The 23292-nt window shown below is 74.5% G+C and carries 19 protein-coding genes, 1 pseudogene and 2 riboswitches; of the genes and pseudogenes, 7 read left to right on the top strand and 13 right to left on the bottom strand.

Translation table 11 applies throughout. The features are described 5' to 3' along the window. Positions 1-20 precede the first annotated feature (20 nt). Together pta and AC0IVP_RS12230 are read left to right on the top strand one after the other, a co-directional pair. A complete protein-coding gene (gene pta, locus AC0IVP_RS12235) occupies positions 21-2114 on the top strand; it encodes a phosphate acetyltransferase (RefSeq protein WP_471756811.1) in 2094 nt (697 codons plus the stop codon). Next, positions 2111-3280 carry an acetate/propionate family kinase gene (locus AC0IVP_RS12230; protein WP_471756809.1) on the top strand — a complete coding sequence of 390 codons (1170 nt, stop codon included), beginning with the start codon at positions 2111-2113 and terminating at the stop codon, positions 3278-3280. The genes pta and AC0IVP_RS12230 overlap by 4 nt, the downstream gene beginning before the upstream one ends. Positions 3281-3292: 12 nt before the next feature. Here the strand turns inward: AC0IVP_RS12230 and AC0IVP_RS12225 are convergent, their stop codons facing one another. From AC0IVP_RS12225 to AC0IVP_RS12195, 7 genes are all read right to left on the bottom strand, one after another. Next, positions 3293-4513: a hypothetical protein gene (locus AC0IVP_RS12225; protein WP_471756807.1), complete on the bottom strand. Its 1221-nt coding sequence runs from the start codon at positions 4511-4513 to the stop codon at positions 3293-3295. A gap of 22 nt (positions 4514-4535) precedes the next feature. Then, entirely contained in the window at positions 4536-6311 is a 1776-nt protein-coding gene (locus tag AC0IVP_RS12220; protein ID WP_471756805.1) for an IucA/IucC family protein, read from the bottom strand. Further along, a complete protein-coding gene (locus AC0IVP_RS12215; protein WP_471756803.1) occupies positions 6308-6847 on the bottom strand; it encodes a GNAT family N-acetyltransferase in 540 nt (179 codons plus the stop codon). Before AC0IVP_RS12215 ends, AC0IVP_RS12220 begins: the two co-directional genes overlap by 4 nt. Further along, positions 6844-8178 carry a lysine N(6)-hydroxylase/L-ornithine N(5)-oxygenase family protein gene (locus AC0IVP_RS12210; RefSeq protein WP_056293166.1) on the bottom strand — a complete coding sequence of 445 codons (1335 nt, stop codon included), beginning with the start codon at positions 8176-8178 and terminating at the stop codon, positions 6844-6846. The genes AC0IVP_RS12215 and AC0IVP_RS12210 overlap by 4 nt, the downstream gene beginning before the upstream one ends. Further along, positions 8175-9704 carry a pyridoxal phosphate-dependent decarboxylase family protein gene (locus tag AC0IVP_RS12205; protein WP_304438018.1) on the bottom strand — a complete coding sequence of 510 codons (1530 nt, stop codon included), beginning with the start codon at positions 9702-9704 and terminating at the stop codon, positions 8175-8177. Before AC0IVP_RS12205 ends, AC0IVP_RS12210 begins: the two co-directional genes overlap by 4 nt. A gap of 361 nt (positions 9705-10065) precedes the next feature. Next, complete coding sequence (locus AC0IVP_RS12200) at positions 10066-11430, bottom strand: NtaA/DmoA family FMN-dependent monooxygenase (protein WP_471756801.1); 1365 nt, start codon at positions 11428-11430, stop codon at positions 10066-10068. 10 nt (positions 11431-11440) lie between these two features. Then, entirely contained in the window at positions 11441-12652 is a 1212-nt protein-coding gene (locus tag AC0IVP_RS12195; RefSeq protein ID WP_471756799.1) for an LLM class flavin-dependent oxidoreductase, read from the bottom strand. Between the two features lie 16 nt (positions 12653-12668). Continuing rightward, a riboswitch (SAM riboswitch) is annotated at positions 12669-12779 on the bottom strand. Positions 12780-13152: 373 nt separating this feature from the next. On the opposite strand from AC0IVP_RS12195, the gene AC0IVP_RS12190 reads away from it, so the two are divergent. From AC0IVP_RS12190 to AC0IVP_RS12175, 4 genes are all read left to right on the top strand, one after another. After that, entirely contained in the window at positions 13153-14160 is a 1008-nt protein-coding gene (locus tag AC0IVP_RS12190) for a methionine ABC transporter ATP-binding protein (RefSeq protein WP_056293155.1), read from the top strand. Next, a complete protein-coding gene (locus AC0IVP_RS12185; RefSeq protein ID WP_056293152.1) occupies positions 14157-14816 on the top strand; it encodes a methionine ABC transporter permease in 660 nt (219 codons plus the stop codon). The genes AC0IVP_RS12190 and AC0IVP_RS12185 overlap by 4 nt, the downstream gene beginning before the upstream one ends. A gap of 19 nt (positions 14817-14835) precedes the next feature. Beyond that, positions 14836-15651 (top strand): MetQ/NlpA family ABC transporter substrate-binding protein, encoded by an 816-nt coding sequence (locus AC0IVP_RS12180; RefSeq protein WP_471756797.1) that lies wholly within the window; start codon positions 14836-14838, stop codon positions 15649-15651. 116 nt (positions 15652-15767) lie between these two features. Beyond that, positions 15768-15880: riboswitch (SAM riboswitch) on the top strand. Positions 15881-15920: 40 nt separating this feature from the next. Continuing rightward, positions 15921-17294: an aminotransferase class V-fold PLP-dependent enzyme gene (locus tag AC0IVP_RS12175; RefSeq protein WP_471756795.1), complete on the top strand. Its 1374-nt coding sequence runs from the start codon at positions 15921-15923 to the stop codon at positions 17292-17294. A 113-nt stretch (positions 17295-17407) separates the two neighbouring features. Here the strand turns inward: AC0IVP_RS12175 and AC0IVP_RS12170 are convergent. After that, positions 17408-18223, bottom strand: a pseudogene (locus AC0IVP_RS12170) (DMT family transporter); the annotation flags it as partial. A gap of 39 nt (positions 18224-18262) precedes the next feature. On the opposite strand from AC0IVP_RS12170, the gene AC0IVP_RS12165 reads away from it, so the two are divergent. After that, positions 18263-18757 carry a MarR family winged helix-turn-helix transcriptional regulator gene (locus AC0IVP_RS12165; RefSeq protein WP_471756793.1) on the top strand — a complete coding sequence of 165 codons (495 nt, stop codon included), beginning with the start codon at positions 18263-18265 and terminating at the stop codon, positions 18755-18757. Positions 18758-18812: 55 nt separating this feature from the next. Here the strand turns inward: AC0IVP_RS12165 and AC0IVP_RS12160 are convergent, their stop codons facing one another. The 5 genes from AC0IVP_RS12160 to AC0IVP_RS12140 all read right to left on the bottom strand — a co-directional run bounded on the left by AC0IVP_RS12160 (position 18813) and on the right by AC0IVP_RS12140 (position 23269). Beyond that, on the bottom strand, positions 18813-19781 hold the full coding sequence (locus tag AC0IVP_RS12160) for an ABC transporter substrate-binding protein (RefSeq protein WP_471756791.1): 969 nt from the start codon (positions 19779-19781) through the stop codon (positions 18813-18815). 50 nt (positions 19782-19831) lie between these two features. Beyond that, positions 19832-20815 carry a transporter substrate-binding domain-containing protein gene (locus AC0IVP_RS12155; RefSeq protein WP_471756789.1) on the bottom strand — a complete coding sequence of 328 codons (984 nt, stop codon included), beginning with the start codon at positions 20813-20815 and terminating at the stop codon, positions 19832-19834. Between the two features lie 104 nt (positions 20816-20919). After that, complete coding sequence (locus AC0IVP_RS12150) at positions 20920-21654, bottom strand: amino acid ABC transporter ATP-binding protein (protein WP_471756787.1); 735 nt, start codon at positions 21652-21654, stop codon at positions 20920-20922. A gap of 89 nt (positions 21655-21743) precedes the next feature. Beyond that, a complete protein-coding gene (locus AC0IVP_RS12145; RefSeq protein ID WP_471756785.1) occupies positions 21744-22724 on the bottom strand; it encodes an amino acid ABC transporter permease in 981 nt (326 codons plus the stop codon). Then, positions 22721-23269: a GNAT family N-acetyltransferase gene (locus tag AC0IVP_RS12140; RefSeq protein WP_471756783.1), complete on the bottom strand. Its 549-nt coding sequence runs from the start codon at positions 23267-23269 to the stop codon at positions 22721-22723. Before AC0IVP_RS12140 ends, AC0IVP_RS12145 begins: the two co-directional genes overlap by 4 nt. Positions 23270-23292: the final 23 nt, after the last annotated feature.

Genomic DNA, 23292 nt, shown 5'->3' with positions numbered 1-23292 from the left:
GCCCCGAGGGAGAGCCCGCCGTGGCCCGCAGCGTCTACGTGGCCTCCGTGGAGGGGCACTCCGGCAAGTCGATCGTCGCCCTGGGCCTGCTCACCACCCTCACCCGCGAGGTGGAGCGGGTCGGGGTGTTCCGGCCGATCGCCCGCGGTGCCACCGACCCGGTGCTGGCGACCCTGCTGGAGCGGGCCACCGCCGACGTCGCGCACGACGACGCCATCGGCGTCACCTACGACGACGTGCACAGCGACGGCGATGCCGCCCTGGCCCGCATCGTCGAGCGGTACGCGGCGGTCCAGGCGCGCTGCGACGCCGTCGTCGTGGTCGGCTCGGACTTCACCGACGTCAGCTCGCCCACCGAGCTGTCCTTCAACGCCCGGATCGCGGCCAACCTGGGCACCCCGGTCGTGCTGGTCCTGGGCGGGCGGGACCCGGCCGGGGCCGAGCACCTGGGCCAGGCCCCGGCCCGCTCGCCCGAGCACCTGGCCGCCGTCGCCGAGCCGGCGCTGCGCGAGCTGGCTGCCGAGCACGCCGACGTCGTCGCGGTCGTGCTCAACCGGGCCGACCCGGACCGGCTCGCCGAGGGGGTCGCCGCGGTCAGCGCCGTCACCCCGCGCCCGGTGTGGGCGATCCCGGAGGAGCCGTTCCTCATCGCGCCGACGTTCGCCGCGGTCGCCGCAGCCGTGGACGGCGAGCTGGTCGCCGGGGACCCGGAGCTGATGGGCCGGGAGGCGATGGGCGTCGTCGTCGCCGCGATGTCGATGGTCAACGTGCTGCCCCGGCTCACCGAGGGCTCCGTGGTCGTCGTCCCCGGCGACCGGCCCGACGTCGTGCTGGCCGTGATGACCGCGCACGCCGCCGGCACCTACCCCTCGCCCACCGGCATCCTGCTCAACGGCGGCATCGACCTGCCCGAGCCCGTCGTCCAGCTCATCGCCGGGCTGGGCTCCTCGCTGCCCATCGTGCGCACCGACCTGGGCACCTTCGACACCACCGCCCGGGTCATCCACACCCGCGGGCTCATCGCCGCTGACTCCCCGCGCAAGACCGAGACCTCCATCGCGCTCTTCGACGAGGCCGTGGACACCCGCCGGCTGCTGGAGAGCCTGGACGTCGGCCGCTCCACCGTCGTCACGCCGCTGATGTTCGAGCACCTGCTCACCGAGCGCAGCCGCGCCGCGGCCCAGCACGTCGTCCTGCCCGAGGGGGACGACGACCGGGTGCTGCGCGCGGCGGCGATCGTGCTGTCCCGCCGGATCGCCCGGCTGACCCTGCTCGGGGACGAGGCCAAGGTGCGCGCCCGGGCCTCCGAGCTGGGCCTGGACCTGGCCGGTGCCGAGGTGGTCAGCCCGTTCGACGAGGGGCTGCGGACCCGGTTCGCGGAGGAGTACGCCCGGCTGCGGGCGCACCGCGGGATGACCGTGGAGGCAGCGCTCGACGTGGTCCCCGACGTGTCGTACTTCGGCACGATGATGGTGCAGCTCGGCCTGGTCGGCGGGATGGTGTCCGGCGCCGCGCACACCACCGCGCACACCATCCGGCCCGCCTTCGAGGTCATCCGCACCAGGCCCGGGGTGTCGGTGGTGTCCAGCGTCTTCCTGATGGCGCTGGCCGACCGGGTGCTGGTCTACGGCGACTGTGCGGTCAACCCGCTCCCGGACGCCGCCCAGCTGGCCGACATCGCGATCTCCTCCGCGGCCACCGCGGCCCGCTTCGGCATCGAGCCGCGGGTGGCGATGCTGTCCTACTCGACCGGCACCTCGGGCACCGGCGCCGACGTGGACAAGGTGCGGGAGGCCACCGCGCTGGTCCGCGAGCGGGCGCCGGAGCTCGTCGTGGACGGCCCGATGCAGTACGACGCCGCCGCCGACCCGGCGATCGGGGCCTCGAAGCTGCCCGGCTCCGCGGTCGCCGGGCAGGCCACCGTGTTCGTCTTCCCGGACCTCAACACCGGCAACAACACCTACAAGGCGGTGCAGCGCTCGGCGGGGGCCGTGGCCATCGGACCGGTGCTGCAGGGCCTCAACAAGCCGGTCAACGACCTCTCCCGGGGAGCCACCGTGCGCGACATCGTCAACACCATCGCGATCACCGCCATCCAGGCGGCCGGCGAGTGAGCACCGTGCTGGTCCTCAACAGCGGGTCCTCCTCGCTGAAGTACCGCCTGCTCGACGACGCCGAGACCGTGCTGGCGGCCGGCCTGGTCGAGCGGATCGGCACCGAGGGCGGCTCGCTGCGCCACCGAGGCCCGGCCGGCGAGGTCACCGTCACCGCCCCGCTGCCCGACCACACCGCCGCGCTGGCGCTGATGATGGCGACCTGCGCCGAGCACGGCCCGGAGCTGGCCCCGGACGTCGTCGGGCACCGGGTGGTGCACGGGGGTGCCCGGTTCAGCGCCCCCGTCGTCGTGGACGCCGAGGTGGAGGCCGCCATCGAGGCGCTGTCCACCCTTGCCCCGCTGCACAACCCGCCGGGTCTGCTCGGCATCCGGGCGGCCCGCGCGGCGTTCCCCGACGTCCCGCAGGTCGCCGTCTTCGACACCGCCTTCCACGCCACGATGCCGCCCGAGGCCTCGACCTACGCCGTGGACGCCGAGCTCGCCGCCCGGTACGGGGTCCGCCGCTACGGCTTCCACGGCACCTCGCACGAGTACGTCTCCCGGGTCACCGCGGACCACCTGGGCCGCCCGGACGCCAAGCTGGTGGTTCTGCACCTGGGCAACGGCGCCTCGGCCTGCGCGGTCGACGCCGGCCGGTCGATCGCCACCTCGATGGGGCTGACCCCGCTGGAGGGCCTCGTCATGGGCACCCGCGGGGGAGACCTGGACCCCGGCGCGCTGTTGCACCTGCTCCGCCAGGGCCTGGACGTCGACGGGCTGGACACCCTGCTCAACCGACGCAGCGGCCTGGCCGGGCTGACCGGCACCGGGGACCTGCGCGACGTGCTGGCCGCCGCCGCGGCCGGTGACGCGCAGGCCGAGCTCGCGCTGGACGTGTACGCGCACCGGGTCCGCGGCTACGTCGGGGCCTACCTCGCCCACCTCGGTGGGCTGGACGGGCTGGTCTTCACCGCCGGGGTGGGGGAGAACAGCCCCGAGGTCCGGGCCCGGGTGGTCGCCGGGCTGGGGCACCTCGGGCTGGCCGTCGACCCCGCCCGCAACGGGGCCGCCGACCGCGGGGTCCGGGTGGTCAGCCCGGACGGCGCTGGGGTGCCGGTCCTCGTCGTCCCCACGGACGAGGAGCTGCAGATCGCCCGGCACGCGCTGGCCACCGTCGGGGGCTGAGCCACCGACGGGTCAGTCCGCGCCGACCTCCCGGCTGCGCGCCACCCAGGCGCTGAACACCGGCAGCCCGTGCCACGGCCCGCCGGTCTCATCGACGGCCACCGCGACGACGGCGTGCGGGTGGCCGAACCGGAGCGTCACCTCGCGCAGCAGGCCCTCCTGGTGCCAGGGCATGCCGGCGGCGCGTACCCCGATGGCGGTGATCGCGGCTGCGCGGAACCCCTCGCGGGTGAAGGACCCGACGGCGGCCTGGACCGCCTCGGCTTCCAGTGGTGGCGGGTCCGGCTGGTCCCGCAGCAGGTCGGCGAGGGCGACGACGGCCGCGGGGACGCCGGGCCACTGCAGCTCCAGCAGGTCGTGACGGCTCTCCGCCCGCCAGGCCGGCAGGAACGCCTGGTGCTGGACGGCGTGGGTCTCCGGCACCGGCAGCTGGGCGACCCGTTCGGTGACCCCGATGACCGGACCGTCCGCCAGCGGCAGCCCGAAGGCATCGACCCGGTCGAGGGAGTCCGGGTCGCGGGCCAGGGTGACGGCCAGCTCGTGGGCGTCGGCCAGCACGTCGGCCGGGGCCACGTCCGGTGCCGCGGCCAGGGACACCACGAGCAGGCCGGTCGTCGAGGGGTGTGCGACCAGGGCGGCGACCCCGCTGCGGCGTGCGCGGACCACGGCGTGGTCGCTGTCCCAGGCTGCGGTCAGCACCTGGGTGCGGTCCCGGGCCAGTGGTGCGTCCGGGCCCAGCTCGGCGGCCGGCGCGGGCCGCAACGGCTCCCGCCAGCGGACGTCGGTGGCCAGCGCGGTGGCGATCAGCAGCAGCGTCGCCGGGGTGACCTCCAGCGGGAACCTGGGGATCTGGCCGCCGGTGGCCTCGTCGGCCCAGGCGTCCACCTGCGCCTGGGTGGGGACGACCGGGGTGTGCGGGGCGCCGGCCGGGAGTCCCTCGGCCCACCGTCGCAGGGCTGGCGTCTGCACCTCGGGGGCGGTCCACGCCGCGGCCGCGACGGCCACCGCCGGGTGCGGGTCGGCCAGCAGCCAGGCGGCCAGCGCCCCGGCCTCCGCCGCCGGCATGCCCAGTGCGGCCTCCAGCTCGGCGGCCGCCGGGCTGCCCGGTGGCGCCGCCGGGGCGGCCAGGGCCACCAGCAGCCAGGCGCCCAGCGGGGAGTCGATCGCGTGCCCGCCGGTGTGCCCGGCGTGCAGCTGGGCGGCGTACCGGGTGACGGCCTGCGGCAGGGTCATGGCCTGACCCTGCCGCACCGGCTCAGCGGCCGTGCAGCGGGTTGGCCAGCTCGCCGACCAGCTGCAGCGCCGCGGACGGATCGGTCAGGTCGACCATCTGCCGGTTGTCCCGCAGCTGCAGCCGGTTCAGGCAGGACAGCGGGAACGTCGGCGCGGCCAGGTCCACCCGTCGTCCGGCCAGCTCCGGGGTGGCCTCGGCGTGCGCGCGCAGGCACTGCGCCACCTCTGCCCAGAACAGGTCCTGGGGCAGCACCCCGTCGGTGTGCAGCAGCGCCGAGAGGAACCGGAAGAAGCAGTCGAACACGTCGGTCTGCACCGACAGCGCGACGTGGGAGGTCGGCACGGTCACCCGGATCCGCTCCACCTCGGCCGGCAGCGGGACGTCGGTGTTCATCAGCACGACCTCTTCACCGACGTCCTTCATCACCGCCCGCACCGGCACGCCGTCCTCCAGGACCAACACCAGGTTCTCCCCGTGCGGCATGAACGCCAGGTCGTGCGCGGTCAGGCAGTGCACGACCGGCACGAGGTAGGCGTCCAGGTAGCGGCGCAGCCACTCCCGGGCCGGCAGCCCGGAACGCTCCACCAGCGCGGAGACGAAGGGGCGGCCCGCGTCGTCGACGTGCAGCAGCGCGGCCATGGTGGCCAGCTGCTGGCCCGGGCGCAGCGCCGGCACCGGGCTGTCCCGCCACAGCGCGGCCAGCATCTTGCGGTAGGGCGAGCCGGCGACGGTGGCCTGCTCCACCCACCGGGACCGGAACCCGACGGCGGCCCGCTCCCGCAGGATGCTGAACCCGCAGCGGGACAGCACCGGGTCGGAGGTGACCAGGTCGTGCACCCAGTCGTTGATCGCCGGGGTCACCGCCATGTACTCGGTGGACAGCCCGCGTAGGAAGCCCATGTTGAGCACCGACAGCGCGGTCTTCACGTAGTGCCGGTCAGGTCGGCTGCGGTTGAACAACGTGCGGATCGACTGCTGGGCCTGTAGCTCGTCGTCCCCCTCACCCAGGTGCACCAGCTCCCGGGTGGCCAGCTCCTGGGCGAAGGTGACGGCGACCCGGTTCTCCCACTGCCAGGGGTGCACCGGGATCCAGCGGTACGCGGCCGGCTCCAGGCCGAGCCCGGTGAGGACGGCGGTGAACCGGTCCCGGGTGGCCTGGTCCAGCTCGCCGGCGAGCAGGGCCTCCTCGGTGAGGTCGGCCGAGGCGGCGAAGGTGGACCGGTCCTGCCGGGCGGCCAGCCACACGAGCGCGACCGGCGCCGCGGCCTCGGGGGCGTAGGCCGGGTACTCCGCAGCGGAGAAGCCCAGCCGGCCGTTGTTGGCCACGAAGCACGGGTGCCCCTCGGTCATCGCGGCCTCGACGGTCTGCAGGTCGGCATCCACCAGCTCGGCGGCGCTCGGTCCCCCGCGGGCGGCCTTGAACGCCCGGGAGGCCAGGGTGGAGGAGACCTCCTCCAGGTAGACCGGCAGCACCGCGTCGGTGAGGTCCAGGGCGCCGCGCAGGTCGATCACGAACTGCAGCGCGTCCAGCTCGGCGACCTGCTCCCCGCGCAGCCGGACGACGGTGTCGGGCTCGACGACCCAGTGGTCCAGGGCCAGCACCCGGGCCGCGAAGTGGTACTCGGTGCCCCCGTCGTCACTGGTCACCCGCCAACGGTCACCCCCCAGGGGGTGCGGCACGAGCAGCCGCTCGTGGCTGAACTCGGCCAGCGCCTTCGCCACGACGTGCCGGGTCGCCGCAGCCCACGCCGCCGGCGTCAGGTGCGCGGTGGTGGACGGCGTCAGGGTGGTGGTCACGCCGTCATCTCCGAGGAGCGCAGCGAGGCCAGGAACTGCTCACGGGTGCAGGTGGACACCAGTGCCCGCTTGGTCGGCAGCTCGACCTCACCGACCACCACGAAGCCGGCCCGGGCGTTGAGCCGGTGCACCGCGGTGTTCGCCGCGTCGGGTTCGACGACGACCCGGTGCACGACCGGGTCGTCGAACAGCCAGGCCAGCACGGTGCGCATGACGGCGAGGGTGAAGCCGGGGACGGGCACGGTGGTCGGGCCGACGAGCAGGTGCATGCCGATGTCGCCGGGCTCGACCTCGAACACCTGGCTCACCGGGTCTGCGGCGGGGTCGTAGCGCTCGGTGAGGAACACCGGCTCGCCCTCCACCCGTCCCAGGAACGCGTCGTGGTGCGGGGAGGCGTCGATCTCGGCGTACGCGGCGACGACGTCGGCCTGGCTTGCGCCCTGCATCTGCCAGAACCGCGCCCGGGGCGCGGTGACCCAGGAGTGCAGCAGTGGGCCGTCCGCGGCCGGGTCGACGGGGGTCAGCTGGAAGCTCATGCGGGCACCTCTCGGGTGGCCGGCGCCGGGACGCCGAAGGTCTGGAAGGCGATGGAGCGCTCCACCGGGTAGGGCTCCCGGCCGGTCAGCGCGGCCAGGATCGCGGAGTTCCGGTGCGCGCCCATGCCCAGGTCGGGGGCGGTGAAGCCGTGCGTGTGGCTCTCCGCGTTCTGCACGAACACGGTCCGGTCGTGGTCCACCGACCAGTCGCGGCGGACGTCGAACCGGCCCCGGTCGTCCCAGCGGAACCGGTCGGCGACGGGGGTCAGGAAGTCCGGCACGCGGTGCCGGTACCCGGTGGCCAGCACCAGCGCGTCGGTGCGGGTGCTGAACGCCTCGCCGGTCTGGGTGTTGCGCAGGCCCAGGGTGAGGCCCTCGGCGTCCCGGGCTGCGGTCTCCAGCTCGGTGGCCGTCAGCAGCCGGGTGGGCGGCGGGCCGTCCAGGTCGAGCTCGTACAGCAACTCGTACACCTCATCGACGACGTCGCCGTCGATGCCCTTGTACAGCTGGGCCTGGCTGGCCAGCAGGGCGTCCCGGTCGGCCGCGGGGAGACCGTGGAAGTGGTCGATGTGGTCGGGGGAGGTGATCTCCAGGGTCAGCTTCGTGTACTCCAGCGGGAAGAACCGTGGGGAGCGGGTGACCCAGTCGACCCGGTAGCCGCCGTCCCGGGCGCCGGGCAGCAGGTCCCGGTAGACCTCGGCCGCGGACTGGCCGCTGCCCAGCACGGTGATCGTGCCGCCGTCGGCCGCGGCGGCGCGCAGCCGGTCGCGGGCGGGCAGGTAGCCGCTGGTGTGCACCACCGGCGGGCCACCGTCCACGGCGTCCAGCGGGAGGTCCGCGCAGGCCGGTGGCACGTGCGGTGGTGTGCCGGTGCCCAGCACCAGGGCCCGGGCGACGTCGGTGTGCCGGTCGCCGGTGACGGTGTCGATGGAGTGCACCACCCAGTGCGCGCCGTCGTGGGTGACGGTGTGCACGTGCCGGGAGAACCGGATCGAGGCGGCGAGCTCACCGGCCGCCCAGCGGCAGTACCGGTCGAACTCCGCACGCAGCGGGGCGAACTCCTCGCGGATGTAGAAGCGGTACAGCCGGCCGGTCTGCTTGAGCCAGGCGAGGAAGGACAAGCGGGACGTCGGGTCGGCCAGGCTGACCAGGTCGGCCAGGAAGGGCACCTGCAGGGTGGCCCGCTCCAGCAGCATCCCGGGGTGCCAGGAGAAGTCGTCGTGCTGCTCGAGGACCAGCACGTCCAGGTCGGGCAGTGGCTCGGCGAGCGCAGCCAGGCCCAGGTTGAACGGTCCCAGCCCGATGCCGACGACGTCGTGCACCCGGGTCACCGGGCCACCCCCGCCGGCACCCGTTGCGCCAGCCAGTCCTCGGCGTGCCCGGTGACCAGGCCCAGCACGGTGACCAGCTGGTCCAGCGTCGCCGTCGGGTTGAGCAGCGTGGTCTTCAGGTGGGCACGGCCGTGCACCGTCGTCCCGCCCAGCACCGCCTGCCCGGACGCCGCCACCGCCCGCCGGACGTGCCGGTTGAGCTCGTCGACGGCGTCATCGTCCAGGTGCCCGTCCAGCCCGCCCGCGGGGACGTACCGGAAGACCAGCGTCGACAGTTCGGGCCGGACGACGACCTCGATCCGGGGGTCGGCGTCCAGCAGCGGCCACGTCTCGGCGGCCAGGTCCACGACCCGGTCGACCAGCTCGCCGATGCCGTCGGCACCCAGCACCCTCAGCGTCGTCCAGAGCTTGAGTGCGTCGAAGCGCCGGGTGGTCTGCAGGCTCTTGTCGACCTGGTTGGGCTCGGGTGCCTCCTCCGGGTTGAGGTAGTCGGCGTGGTGCGTGACGTGCCGCAGGGTGTCGGCGTCGCGCACCAGCAGCACGCTGCAGGCCACCGGCTGGAAGAACGTCTTGTGCGGGTCGACGGTCACCGAGTCGGCGCGTTCGACCCCGGCCAGCAGGTGCCGGCGGGTGGGGGAGACGAGCAGACCACCGCCGTAGGCGGCGTCCACGTGCATCCAGGCGCCGTGGTCGGCGCACAGGTCGGCGATGGCCGCCAGTGGGTCGATGCTGCCGAAGTCCGTGGTGCCGGCGGTGCCGACGACGGCCATCGGGGTCAGCCCGGAGGCGCGGGCGCCGTCGAGCGCGGCGGCCAGCGCGTCGGGCCGCATCCGCATCCGCGCGTCGCAGGGCACCGCCACGACGGCGTCCTCGCCGAGGCCCAACAGGGCGGCCGAGGTCTGCACGCTGAAGTGGCCGACCTCGGAGGTGAACACCCGCAGGCCCGAGAGTAGCTCGGGCAGCCGGGCGTCGGGGCGGTGCCGCCGCTGCCGGGTGCAGGCTTCGTCCCGGGCCAGCAGCAGGGCCTGCAGGTTGGACTGCGTCCCGCCGCTGGTGAACACACCGTCGGCGTCGGGGCCCAGACCCGCGCGGTCGGCCAGCCAGCCGACCAGTCGCTGCTCGATCAGCGTGGCGCCGGCGGACTGGTCCCAGGTGTCCAGCGAGCTGTTCACCGCGCTGGCCAGCGCCTCGGCGGCCAGCGCCGGCAGCACGACCGGGCAGTTCAGGTGCGCCAGGTAGGTCGGCTCGTGGAACCAGACGGCGTCGTGGAGCCAGAGCCGGGACAGCTCGTCGAGGGCGGCGGTGGTGTCGGTGAGCGGGGTGTCCAGGTCGACGGCGGCGACCTGCGGGGCCAGCGCGGCGGGGCGGACACCGGTCTGCGGTGCGTCGACGGCGGCCAGCCGTCCGGCGACGAGTCCGACGGCCTGGGACATGGTGGCGCGGTAGGCCTCGCGGGTGTCGGCGGTCAGCAGCTGGTCCACCGACGTCCGGCCGGGGCTGGGCAGGGTGGCGCGGGGTGTGGTCACGGGGGTCGTCCTCGAGGGCTCGGGCCCGACCCCGTCAAGGGGCCGGACGGCGGCGCTGCGGGGGGCAGCTCGGAGTCGCTCACTAAGGTGAGGCTCACCTAAGTCGGCTGACGCCGGCTCGTCAACCGGACTCCACAGTCCGGTGGCCCTGCCACCGGGCGGCTCCGCGCTGCCTGCTCAGGGCGGGGAGCTGCCCCGTCCCGGCCCTCCTCGCGACTGTGGCCGCCCCCCCACCCGCACCCGCGCCCGCGGTCAGGACGGCGGTGGGCTGGGCGTGTTCGGTGGCCCCGGTCGTGGCCCCGGTCCGACGTCCCGGCCGTCCCCGCGGGTGGGCAGGAACCAGTGCGCCTCCACGGTCGGCTCAGGAGGCCGCGGCCGCTGCCCCACCGGGCTGTCGCAGCGGCAGCCCGAGGTGCTCGCGCAGCGTCGTCCCCTCGTAGTCGGTGCGGAACACCCCGCGCTCCTGCAGCAGCGGCACGACCTGCTCGACGAAGGGCGCCAGGCCGCCGGGGGTGATGTGCGGGGCCAGCACGAAGCCGTCGCTGGCGTCGGCCTGCACGAACTCGTCGATGGTCGCCGCGACCGTGGCCGGGGTGCCGATGAAGGACTGCCGGCCGGTCACCTCGACGATCAGCTCGCGGCTGGTCAGCCCCTCGGCCTCGGCCTTGGCCCGCCACTCGTGCGCGGTGGCCACCGGGTCGCGGTGCATCCGCACGCTGGCCCGGCCCCGGGCGATGGTGTTCTCCCCGACCACCGGGTCGACCGAGGGCAGCGGACCGTCGGGATCGTGGTCGGAGAGGTCCCGGTTCCACAGCTGCTCGAGGAACGCCACCGCCGTCGCGGGGGAGACCTGCGCCATCCGGACCTCGTGCGCCAGCTCGGCCGCCTCGTCCTCGGTGTCACCGAGGACGAAGGTGGCCGCGGGCATGATCAGCAGCTCCTCGCGGGTGCGGCCGAACCGGGGCAGCCGCCCCTTCACGTCCGCGTAGAAGGCCTGGCCGGCCTCCAGCGTGCTGTGCCGGGAGAAGATGACGTCGGCCGCGGCGGCGGCGAAGTCCCGGCCCTCGTCGGAGTCGCCGGCCTGGAAGACCACCGGGCGGCCCTGCGGGCTCCGGGGGACGTCGAACTGGCCGGCGATGTCGAAGAAGGCGTCCCGGTGCGCGAAGGCCCCGGGGTGCGGGTCGGCCAGGAACGTGCCGCTGTCCTTGTCCGCGACCACCTCGTCGCCCCGCCAGGAGTCGAAGAGCTCCAGCGCGGTCTGCAGGAAGGACCTCGCGCGGTCGTACCGGTCGGCCTGGGCCAGGAAGCCGCCGCGCCGGAAGTTCTCGCCGGTGAACGCGTCCCAGGAGGTCACCACGTTCCAGGCGGCGCGGCCGTCGGAGAGGTGGTCGAGGGTGGCGAACTGCCGGGCCACCTCGTAGGGCTCGTTGAACGTGGAGTTGATCGTGCCGGTCAGCCCGATCCGCTCGGTGACGGCGGCCAGCGCGGCCAGCACGGTGAAGGTGTCGGGCCGGCCGACGACGTCCAGGTCGTAGATGCGGTCGTTCTGCTCGCGCAGTCGCAGGCCCTCGGCCAGGAAGACGAAGTCGAGCTTGCCGGCCTCGGCGATCTGCGCGAACTCGCGGAACGAGTCGAACTCGATGTGGCTGCCCGAGGCGGGGTCGCTCCACACGGTGGTGTTGTTGACGCCGGGGAAGTGCGCGGCGAGGTGGATCTGCTTGGGCATCGCGGGCTCCTCAGGCGTTCGTGGGCTGGGCGGCGTAGCGGTTGGCCGGGCGGCCCAGGCCGAGCAGCCCGCGCAGGGTGTCGGCTTCGTACCCGTTGCGGAACAGGCCACGGCGCTGCAGCTCGGGCACCAGGCCGCGGGTGATCTGCTCCAGGTCGTGCGGGAGCGTCGCCGGGCGCAGCCGGAAGCCGGTCAGCCCGGCCTGCTGCCACTCACCGAGCAGGTCGGCCAGCTGGGACGGCGTCCCGGTGAACACGTGGGCGTCGCTGGTGAACGCGACGCCGGCCCACTCGTCCAGCCGCTGCAACCTCTCCCGGGCGGTGGCCTCGTCCTCGTCGAGCGCCACGACGAGGTCACCGAACACGTGCACGGTCTCCTCGGCGCGACCGGCGTCGGCCTGCTCGCTGCGCACCGCGGCCACCAGCCGGGCGGCGTCGGCGGCGTCGGTCGGGGTGACGAAGCCCAGGTCCGCGGAGCGGCCGATCAAGCGCCACGGCACCTCGGCGTGCCCGAGCGCGGCGACGACCGGCTGGCCCTGCGGCGGGCGCGGGGTGATCGAGGGCCCCCGCACCGAGAACGAACGGCCCTCGAAGTCGACGTGGTGCAGCTTGTCGACGTCGACGAACCGGCCGGTGGCGGCGTCCCGGATCTCGGCGTCGTCCTCCCAGCTGTCCCAGAGCCGGCGGAGCACCTCGACGTACTCGGCGGCCTCGTCGAACTGGTCGGCGACGAACCGCTGGACCTCCGGGTCGTCGTGGCGGTCCCGGCTGACGGCCGGCACCTCGCGGCGGCCGAAGTGCCCGGCGGTGTCGGCGCGGACCGCGACCTGCACCCGGACCCCGGCCCGCCCGGTGGACACGTGGTCCAGCGTGGCGACGGCCTTGGACAGGTGGAAGGGCTCGGTGTGCGTGGTGACCGCCGTCGGGAGGAAGCCCAGGTGCCGGGTGGTCGGGGCGACCCGGGCGGCCAGCAGCACCGCGTCCAGGCGGCCGCGGACCCGGTCGGTGCGGTCGTCGGGGGCGAAGGGGTCCTCGGAATGCAGCTGCAGGGCGTCCTCGATGGTCACCGCGTCGAGCAGGCCACGTTCGGCCTCGGCGGCCAGGTCCACCCAGTACCGGGCGGTGAGCAGCTCGCGGGGGCGGGCGCCGGGCTCCCGCCAGGCGGCCGGGTGCCAGCCGGCGCCCTCCAGCGCGGCGACGAGGTGCAGGGGCGTGTGGGTCATGGCTCTCCTCGTGCTGTGTCCCCGCTTGCGGAGGTGGACGCCTCCGCCGGGTCATCACCTGGGGCACCCCGCCGGGACGGGGGGTTGCCGGTCAGCAAGCCAGGGCTCGATGCTGACGCTCTCGACCGGCCACGACGCTAGCCAACGCCGCCGACCGTTGTCCACTTCCCTCATCGGTCTAGTAGGGATTGACGGTGCGATCGTCGGCCGAATGGGCGAGGGGCCTTCCATCCGGAGGCGTCGGTGGGGTGAGAACCCCCTCACACAAACCCCACCGGGTTTGTAGGGATAGCGCACGGCCGTGCACCATGGCGGGGTGCCCCGGCTCCTCCTGACGCGCGACCTCGCCGTCGACCACGCCGGCACCGCCAGCTGGCTCTGTCGCTGACCCCGTCGGCCCTCCCGTGGCCGTCCGCACCTCCGCTCCACCCCCGCGCCGCCGGGTCGGCCGTGCCCGTGTGCCGTCCCGCGGGCCCCCACAGCCAGGAGACCCCCTCCCCGTGATCGAACTGTCGAACGTCCGCAAGGTCTTCCCGGCCGCCCGCGGCGGCCAGGAGGTCGTCGCGCTCGACGGCGTCGACCTCGCCGTCCCCGCCGGTGACTTCGCCGGCGTCGTCGGTCCTTCCGGGTCGGGCAAGAGCACGCTGATCCGGCTGGTCAACCTGCTGGAGCGGCCCACCTCGGGCTCGGTGACCGTCGACGGCCGGGTGCTCACCGACCTGTCCGCCGAGGAGGTCCGGAAGGCCCGCAGCTCGATCGGCATGGTCTTCCAGCACTTCGAGCTGATGGACTCCCGGACCGCGGCGGAGAACGTCGAGCACCCGCTGGAGCTGGCCGGTGTCGGCCGCGCGGAGCGGCGGCGCCGCTCGGGGGAGCTGCTGGACCTGGTCGGCCTGGCCGAGCGGGCCACGGCCCGGCCCGCGCAGCTGTCCGGCGGGCAGAAGCAGCGGGTGGCCATCGCCCGCGCGCTGGCCGCCCGGCCCACGGTGCTGCTCTGCGACGAGGCCACCTCCGCACTGGACCAGGCCAGCACCACCGGCGTGCTGCAGCTGCTGCGCCGGGTGCGCGACGAGCTGGGCCTCACCGTCCTGCTCATCACCCACGAGATGTCCGTGGTCAAGGCGGTCTGCGACTCCGCGGTGCTGCTGGAGGCCGGCCGGGTCGTCGACGGCGGCCGCCTCGACGAGGTGCTGTCGCGCGGGGACTCCCCACTGGCCGAGGCCCTGCTGCCGGCCCCGCTGGCCGACGACCGGGACACCGGGACCCTGGTGCGGGTCACCGTCACCGACGCGGCCCCCGAGACCCGGGTCCTGCAGGCGCTGGTCGGCGGGCTCGGCCTGGACGTCGAGGTCGCCGGCGGCTCGGTGGAGACCGTCGCCGGCGGCCGGCACGGCCGGCTGCTGCTGCGGGTCACCGGCGCCGACCAGAGCGGCCTGGACGGCGCCCTGGAACGGCTGCGCGGTGCCGGGTCCCGGGTCGAGCGCGTCGTGGCCGGGGCGGCCCGATGAGCGACTGGTCCCGGATCTGGCCGCAGCTGGCCGACGCCACCGGCGAGACCCTCTACATGGTCGCCGTCTCCGCGGTGGTCACCGTGCTGCTGGGCATCCCGCTCGGCGTGCTGCTCACCGTCACCGGACCCCGCGCGCTGGCCCCGCACCCGGTGCTGCACCGGGTCCTCGGCCTGGTCGTCAACCTGGGGCGCTCGCTGCCGTTCATCATCCTGCTGGTGCTGGTCGCCCCGCTGACCCGTGGCCTGGTCGGCACCACCATCGGCTCCACCGCCGCGATCGTCCCGCTGACCATCGGCGCCGTCCCGTTCCTGGCCCGGCTGGTCGAGACCAGCCTGCGCGAGGTCGCGCACGGCAAGGTCGAGGCGGCCCTGGCGATGGGCGCCCGCCGCCGGGACGTCGTCCGCACCGTGCTGCTGCCCGAAGCGCTGCCCTCGCTGGTCGCCGGCGTCACCGTCACCGTCGTCGCGCTGATCAGCTACTCGGCCATGGCCGGCGCCATCGGCGGCGGCGGCCTGGGCGACTTCGCCATCCGGTTCGGCTACCAGCAGTTCCGCACCGACATCACCCTGCTCACCGTCGCCCTGCTGCTCGTCGTCGTCCAGGCGCTGCAGTTCGGCGGCGACACCTGGGCGCGCCGACTGGCGCGTCGCTGACCACCCCATGGAGAACCTCGTGCGTCGCCTCGCCCTGACCCTGTCCGCCCTCACCACCACCGCGGTCCTCGCTGCCTGCGGCGGTGGGGACGCCGAGCTGTCCGGCGCCGACGAGCCGCTGCGCGTCGGTGCCTCGCCGGTCCCGCACGCGGAGATCCTGCGCTTCGTGGAGGAGAACCTGGCCGAGGACGCCGGGCTGGACCTCGACGTCGTCGAGTTCACCGACTACGTGCAGCCCAACGTCGCGCTGGACGACGGCTCGTTGGACGCCAACTTCTTCCAGACCGTGCCCTACCTGGAGGAGCAGGAGTCGACCGCGGGCTACGACTTCACCGCCCTGGAGCCGGTGCACGTCGAGCCGCTGGGCATCTACTCGCAGTCGCTGACCGACCTGTCGCAGCTGGAGCAGGGCGCGACCGTGGCGATCCCGAACGACCCCACCAACGCCGCCCGCGCGCTGCGGCTGCTGGAGGCCAACGACCTGGTCGTGCTGGCCGACACCGGTGACGCCGCCCCCACCTCGCTGGACGTGGAGAGCAGCCCGCTGGACCTGGAGATCTCCGAGGTCGAGGCGGCCCAGGTGCCCCGCTCGCTGGCCGACGTCGACATCGCGGTGATCAACGGCAACTACGCCATCGACGCCGACCTGTCCCCGGCGCAGGACGCCCTCGCGCTGGAGGAGGCCGAGGGCAACCCCAACGCCAACCTGGTGGTCGTGCGCGCCGGTGACGAGTCCGACGAGCGGATCCAGACCCTGGAGGAGCTGCTGCACTCCGACGAGGTGCGCCAGTTCATCCTCGACGAGTACGACGGCGCGGTCATCCCCGCGTTCTGACCCGCACGGCCCCGGGCCGGGCAGCTCCTCGCGGGGCTGTCCGGCCCGTGCCGTCTGTTCTCCACCACGTCGATCGGGATTGACGGGTAGCCCGGGGGTCTGCCAGGCTGGGACCAGGTCACGAGTACCAGCGCGAAGCCCCGGCTCGCTGGTCGGCAACCCTTCCACCGCGATGGGGTGCTCCGGGTGACGACCCGGCGGCTGCGCAGCGCAGCCGCAAGCGCCGGTCCCGCCTCGCGTGCGGGCCCTGACCCACCAGGAGTCCGAGCATGTCCACGACCCTCGCCTGCCGTCCCGTCCCCGCCCTGCTGCCCGCCGTCGGCGCCGACACCCGCGTGCCGCTGGTCACCGGCGGCACCGCGCAGTACGCCAACCTCGACGTCGCCGCGAGTGCCCCGGCACTGGCCGCGGTCGCCGCCCGAGTGGCCGAGGCGCTGCCGCTCTACGCCAGCGTGCACCGCGGCGCCGGCCACCTCTCCCAGGTCTCCACGGCCCTGTACGAGTCGGCGCGGGACACCGTCGCGGCCTTCGTCGGCGCCCGCCCGGACGACGTCTGCGTGCTGACCCGCAACACCACCGACGGCCTGGGACTGCTCGCCGGCTGCCTGCCCGCCGGTGGCGCGGTGCTGGTGCTGGACTGCGAGCACCACGCCGACCTGCTGCCGTGGCAGCAGCGCGAGCGGTCCGGCGGCGGCGCCTGCACCGTGCTGCCCACCCGGCCCACCGTGGCCGACACCCTGCGGGCGCTGGGCGAGGCGCTGGCCGCCCGGTCCTACGCCCTGGTCGCCGTCACCGGCGCCTCCAACGTCACCGGGGAGTCGCTGCCGTTGGCAGACGTCGTCGCGCTGGCGCACGCCGCGGGTGCCCGGGTGGTCGTCGACGGCGCCCAGTCCGTCCCGCACCGCCGGTTCTCCCTCGCCGACTCCGGTGCGGACTGGGTTGCCTTCTCCGGGCACAAGGCCTACGCACCCTTCGGCGTCGGCGCCCTGGTCGGGCGGCGGGACTGGCTGGACACCGGCCGCCCGCACCTGGCCGGTGGGGGAGCCGTCACCGAGGTCACGGTCGAGTCGGCCGGCTGGGTGGCCGCCCCGCACCGGCACGAGGGCGGGTCGCCCAACGTCCTGGGCGCCGTCGCCCTCGCCGCCGCCTGCGACGCGCTCGCCGCGCTGGCCCCCGGCGAGCTCGAGGAGCACGAGCGGGCCCTCCGCGAGCAGCTCGTCGAGGGGCTGGACGCCGTGGACGGCGTGCGGCTGCTGCGCATCTGGTCGGACTCGGTGGAGCCCACCGGCGTCGTCGGCTTCACCGTCGCGGGCGCCGACCCGGGCCTGGTCGCGGCGTACCTGTCCGCCGAGCACGGCATCGGCGTGCGGGACGGGCGGTTCTGCGCGCACCCGCTGCTGGCCCGGCTCGGCGTCCCCGAGGGGGCGCTGCGGGCCAGTGTCGGGGTGGGCACCACCGGTGACGACGTCGCCCGGCTGGTGACCGCCGTCGCCCGGTTCGTCGCCGACGGGCCGGCGGTGGACTACGCCGTGGTCGAGGGCCGCTGGCAGCCCGTGAGCGACCCGCGCCCGGTCGCCGGGCTGGCCGGCGCGGACCTGACCGCCGTCGCCCGCGGCGCCGGGTGCGGCGGCCCGGCGGTCTGACCGGGGGACGACGGGTGAGGGGGCGTGCGGCCGGTCCGCGCGTCCCCTCGCACCGGCGGGCGTGTCCGACGGCGCAGCGCCCGGGTCACCGCCGGCTGGCCGAGGGCGATGCCGCCGACGACGAGCGCCGCGCCCACGACCTGCCGGCCGGTCAGTGACTCGCCACCCAGCAGGCAGCCCAGCGCGACCCCGGTGAGCGGGTTGAGCAGGCCGATCAGGCCGACGGTGCCGGTGCTCAGGTGGCGCAACCCCGCGAACCAGCAGACGAACGCCAGCGCGGTGGCCACCGTCGTGACCCAGGCGAAGCCGAGCACCGCCGGCAGGTCCAGGGCCGGCAGCCGCTCACCGCAGAGCCCGGCCGCCAGTGCGAGCCCCGCGCCGCCGGCCAGCAGCTGCCAGGACGTCGTCGCCGACAGGTCCTCCGTGGCGCCCCAACGCCGGGCCAGCACGAAGCCCACCGAGGACGACGTCATGGCCGCCACCGCGGCCAGCACCCCGCGGGGGTCGACGCCGGTCGCGTCCCCCAGCAGCAGCAGTGCGACACCGGCGATGCCGACGACCCCGCCCACCAGGTGGGCCCGCCGCGGCTGCTGGCCCAGCAGTGCCCAACCCAGCAGCACGAGCACCAGGGGCGAGGTGGCCATGACCGTCGAGGCGACCGCGCTGGGCAGCAGCTGGGCGGAGACGTAGACCAGGGCGAAGAAGACCCCCACGGTCAGCGTGCCCAGCACGGCCGACCGCCACCACCAGGCGCCCCGGGGGAGCCGGCGGACCAGGACCAGGAGCAGCAGGCCTGCCGGCAGTGCCCGCAGCGCGCCACCGGTGAGCGGGACGCCGGCGGGCAGCAGTTGGTGGGTGACCACGTAGGTGGCTCCCCAGGCGATCGGGGCGACGGCGGTGACCAGGGACCACCGCAGGGTGTCTTCCACGGAAGAGACTTTGTCTTCCTGGGAAGCTACTGTCAACCCGTGGACCGGGTGGCACAGATCCAGCAGGAGTGGGCGCGCGAGCGCCCCGACCTCGACGTCTCCCCGCAGGGGGTGATCGGCCGCCTGCACCGGCTCGCCGGCCACCTCACCGAGCAGCTGGTCGTCGTCTACCGGCGGCACGGGTTGGGCGAGGGCGAGTTCGACGTCCTCGCCACGCTGCGCCGCAGTGGACCGCCCTACGCCCGGGCCCCCGGTGAGCTCGCCGCGCACACCATGGTGACCACCGGTGCCATGAGCAAGCGGCTGGACCGCCTGGAGCGCGACGGGCTCGTCGCCCGCAGTCGGGACGACGCCGACGGGCGCGGACGGGTGGTCCACCTGACCGATGCCGGGCGCCGGGTGATCGACGAGGCCTTCGCCGACCACGTGGCCAACGAGGCGCGGCTGCTGGCCGACCTCACCCCGCAGCAGGCCGTCGCCCTGGAGGAGCTGCTCACGGCCTGGCTCGCTCGGGTGGAGCCGCCGGCCCGGTGAACGGGTGCGCCACAAGGCCCGGGACCGCGATGGTCCCGGGCCCCTGCCCCGGTGCCTACGACGCGACGGTGGGGTTCACCTCCGGGGCGTCGACGGCCTCGTCGGACAGGCCCCAGCGGGCCAGGGTCTGGGCGTAGCTGCCGTCGTCGAAGGCGTGCTGCAGCGACGCCTGCACCGCCTCCACCAGGCCGCTGCCCTTCAGGGTCGTCGCGGCCACGTAGGTGGTGTTCGGCCACCCGGCGTTGACCGTGCCGACGACCTCCAGGTCACCGACCGACGCCTGGTAGACCGCGTTGGGGTTGGGCCCGAGGTAGGTGTCCAGCCGACCGGACTGGATGGCCAGCAGGGCGTCCGCGGCGCTGACGTAGTAGTCCAGCGTCGCCGGCTCCTGCCCGTCGGCCTCCAGCTGGGCGTTCCAGTCCAGCAGGATCCGCTCCTGGTTGGTGCCCGACCCCACCCCGACGCGCTGGCCCGAGATCCCCGCAGCGTCGGTGATGTCCAGTCCACTGTCCGGAGCTGCGATGAAGGCCATGATCCCCTGCCGGTAGGTGGCGAAGTCGAAGAGCTGCAGCCGCTCGGCGTTGACCCCCACGTTGGAGAACACCGCCTCCAGGGCGCCGGACTGCACGGCCAGCGGCCAGCCCTCCCACGTCGTGTTGACCACCTCGAGCTCCAGGCCCAGGCCGTCGGCGACCAACTGCGCGATGTCCACCTCGCTGCCCACCACCGTGCTGTTGTCGTCGGCCAGGAAGCCCAGTGGCGGGTCCCCGGCGCCGGTGACGCCGACGGTCAGCACGCCGTCCTCGGCGACGGAGTCCGGCAGCAGGGCGACCGCCTCGGCGGCCTCGTCACTGCGCACCCGGTCGGCCTGCCCGGGGGAGGTGTCGACCACCAGGGCCGCGCTCTCCCCGGCCTCGACGGTGTCGGCCCGCTGGTCGGCCTCGATCTCGGCCGAGCTGGTGCAGGCCGCCAGCAGGATCACGGTCGCCAGCGGGACGGCGGAGACCAGGTGGGACAGCTTCACGGGGGTTCCTCTCGGACGGGGCGGGCGCGGGGCGCGAGGGCGGGCGGGCATCAGGAACCCAGCCCGGGCGGGTTGACCCGGGAGGCGTCGACGGCCTCGGCGCCCAGCCCCCAGCGGGCCAGCACCTCGGCGTAGCTGCCGTCGGCGATGGCGTGGTCGATGGCCGCGGCGAACGCCTCGGCGTACCCGTTGCCCTTCACCGTGGTGACGGCGATGTCCGCGGTCGCAGGCCAGCCGCCGTTCGTCGTCCCGGCGATGGCGAAGTCCTGCGGGGAGGTCGCGGCGCTGTAGGCCGCGGTCGGGTTGGGCCCGACGTAGGCGTCCAGTCGGCCCGACTGCAGCGCGAGGACGGCGTCGTTGTAGCTCTGGTGGTAGTCGATCGTCACCGGTTCCAGGCCCGCGGCGACGTTCTCCGCGTCCCAGCTGAGCAGGACCTGCTCCTGGTTGGTGCCCGAGGAGACCCCCACGGTCAGCCCGGCGACGTCGGGCGCCGCCGAGATCGACAACCCGGAGTCCGCACCGACCAGCCAGCCGAGCTGGTCGACCCGGTAGGTGGCGAAGTCGTAGAGCTGCTTGCGCTCCTCGGTCACCGTCACGTTGGACACGACGGCGTCCACCTCGCCGGACTGCACGGCCAGCGGCCAGTTCGACCAGTCGTCGACCACCAGCTCCAGCTCCAGGCCCAGGGCGTCGGCGAACAGGGTGGCCAGGTCGGTCTCGCTGCCGATCACGGTGGTGTTGTCGTCGGCGTAGAACGCCAGCGGCACCGCGCCCTGGGTCACCGAGACGCGCAGCACGCCGTCGGGGAAGGCGCCCGGCGGGAGCAGCGCCACCGCCTCGTCGCTGACCGTGGTGTGCACGCGGTCCTGGTCGGGGGAGGTGTCGACGCTGACGGCCTGCGGGTCCGCCGTCCCCTCGCGGGCTTCGGCTTCGATGTCGGCGGAGCTGCTGCACGCCGCCAGGGCCAGGAGTGCGGCGGCGGCCAGGACGGAGACGGTGCGGCGGCGGCCACGGTGTCGGGGGCGTGCAGTCACGGTCGTTCTCTCTTCTGTGCGGGGCGGTGGTCCGGTCGCGGGCGCGCCGGACCGACGGACGGCGCGAGGTGCGCCGTCCGGGGTCAGGGGGTGGAGCGGCTGGGTCAGAGCACCCTGGCCAGGAAGGCGCGGGTCCGCTCGTGCTGTGGGTCGTCGAGGACCTGCTCGGGGGTGCCCTGCTCGACGACGCGCCCCTCGTCCATGAAGACGATCTGGTCGGCGGCCTGCCGGGCGAAGCCGATCTCGTGGGTGACGACGATCATCGTGGTGCCGGTCCGGGCCAGGTCCTCGATCACCTGGAGCACCTCACCCACCAGCTCGGGGTCCAGTGCGGAGGTCGGCTCGTCGAAGAGCAGGACCGCCGGGCGCATGGCCAGCGCGCGGGCGATCGCCACCCGCTGCTGCTGCCCGCCCGACAGCTGCCGCGGGTGTGCGTCGGCCTTGTCGGCCAGACCCACCCGGGCCAGCAGCTCGCGGGCCTCGGCCTCCACCTCCCGGCGCGGCCGGCCCTGCGCCGACACCGGTGCCTCGACGACGTTCTGCAGCGCCGTCAGGTGCGGGAAGAGGTTGAAGGACTGGAAGACGAAGCCGAACCGGGTGCGCTGGCGCAGCAGCTCGGCCTCCTTGAGCTCGTACAGCTTCTCACCCTTGCGGCGGTAGCCGACCAGCTCGCCGTCCAGCGCCACGAACCCGCGGTCGACGGTCTCCAGGTGGTTGATCGAGCGCAGCAGCGTCGACTTCCCCGACCCCGACGGCCCCAGGACGACGGTCACGCTGCCCGGCTCGACCACCAGGTCCACCCCGTGCAGCACCTCGTGCGCCCCGAACGACTTGTGCACGCCGTGCACCTCGACACGGCCCGCCGTGGGCACCTCGACACGGCCCGCCGTGGGCGCCTCGACACGGCCCGCCGTGCCCTGCACCGCGGTCACCGGAGCACCGGGTCCTGGCCGGAGGTGGACCGCACGCGCGAGAGGCCGGCGGTCAGGTTGCCGCGCAGCCGTTGTAGCGGCGTCGGTGGCAGCGTCCGGACCGCGCCCTTCGCGTAGTGCCGCTCCACGTAGTACTGCAGCACCGTCACCACCGTGGTCAGCACGACGTACCAGACGGCGGCGACCACCAGCATCGGGAGCACCCGCTGGGTCCGGCCGTAGATGACGCTGACGGTGTAGAACAGCTCGCCCAGCGCCAGCACGTAGACGATCGAGGTGCCCTTGAACAGGCCGATGACCTCGTTGACCGCGGTGGGCACGATGGTCCGCATCGCCTGCGGCAGCACGATCTTCGTGGACTGCCGGCGACGCGGGATGCCGAGGCTGGCCGCGGCCTCGTGCTGGCCCTGGTCGACCGAGAGGATGCCGGCCCGGACGATCTCGGCGGAGTAGGCGGCCTGGTGCAGACCCAGCCCCAGGATCGCGGCACCGAACTTGTCGATCAGCGACAGCGTCTCGATGCTGGCGAAGGAGGGCCCGAACGGGATGCCCAGGTCGATGGTCTGGTACAGGTAGGCGAGGTTGTACCAGAGCAGGAGCTGCAGGATCAGCGGCACCGAGCGGAACACCCAGGTGTAGCCCCAGCTCACCGCCCGCAGCAGCGGCGAGCGGCTCAGCCGCATCAGCGCCAGCACCGTCCCCAGCGCGAAGCCGAGCACCGCGGTGATCAGCGTGAGCTGCACCGTGGTCAGCACGCCGCGGACGATCGACTCCTCGCCCAGGTACGCCCAGACCACGCCCCACTCCCAGCGCGGGTTGGTGACCAACGAGTTCACCACCATCGCCAGCAGCACGGCCACCACCGCGGTGGCCACCCACCGGCCGGGATGCCGGGCCCTGACCACGGTGAACGCGTCGTACGGGGTGCCGGCCGGGACGTCGGCCGCGACCTCCGGCCGGGTCTGCAGGGCGGTCATCGGGGTGCTCCAGGTGTGTGGTCGGGGAGGTGCTTGGTGAAGCCGTAGACGCGCTCGGCGACCGGGAGCGCACGCAGCGACTCCAGGTCGGTGGGGCGGGGGACGGCGGGGTCGAAGAGCGGGGTGTAGTCGGCGGCGAGGTAGAGGTCGCGGGCCTCGGGTTGGCGCGGGCCGGTGGTGAGGAAGACCCGCCGCGCGCCGCGCGCGGCGGCGAGCACCTCCAGCTCGGTGAGCACCCGGCGGGCCAGCCCGCGGCGGCGGTGGCCGGCTGCCGTCCACATCCGCTTGACCTCGACGGTGTCCTCGTCCGGGTGCGGCATGAAGGCGCCACCGGCGACGGCGGCGTCGTCCTCCAGCAGCAGCACGAACGCACCGTGCGGGGCGGTGAACAGGTGGGTGGGGTAGCGGGTCAGCTCCTGGGCGGCACCGCCGAACAGGTCGCCGTACCGGGCGTCGTACTCGACGGTCAGCGCGGCGAAGAGCGGCGCGGCGCGCTCGTCGTCGGGGTGCACGACGACGGCCTGCAGCAGGGAGGGCGGGGGCATGCGGGTGCTCCTGGGGGATCGGC

It is taken from the genome of Klenkia sp. AC732 (assembly GCF_979256525.1).
The sequence above is the reverse complement of the archived record's forward strand: the minus strand, read 5'-3'. Positions and strand labels throughout refer to the sequence as shown.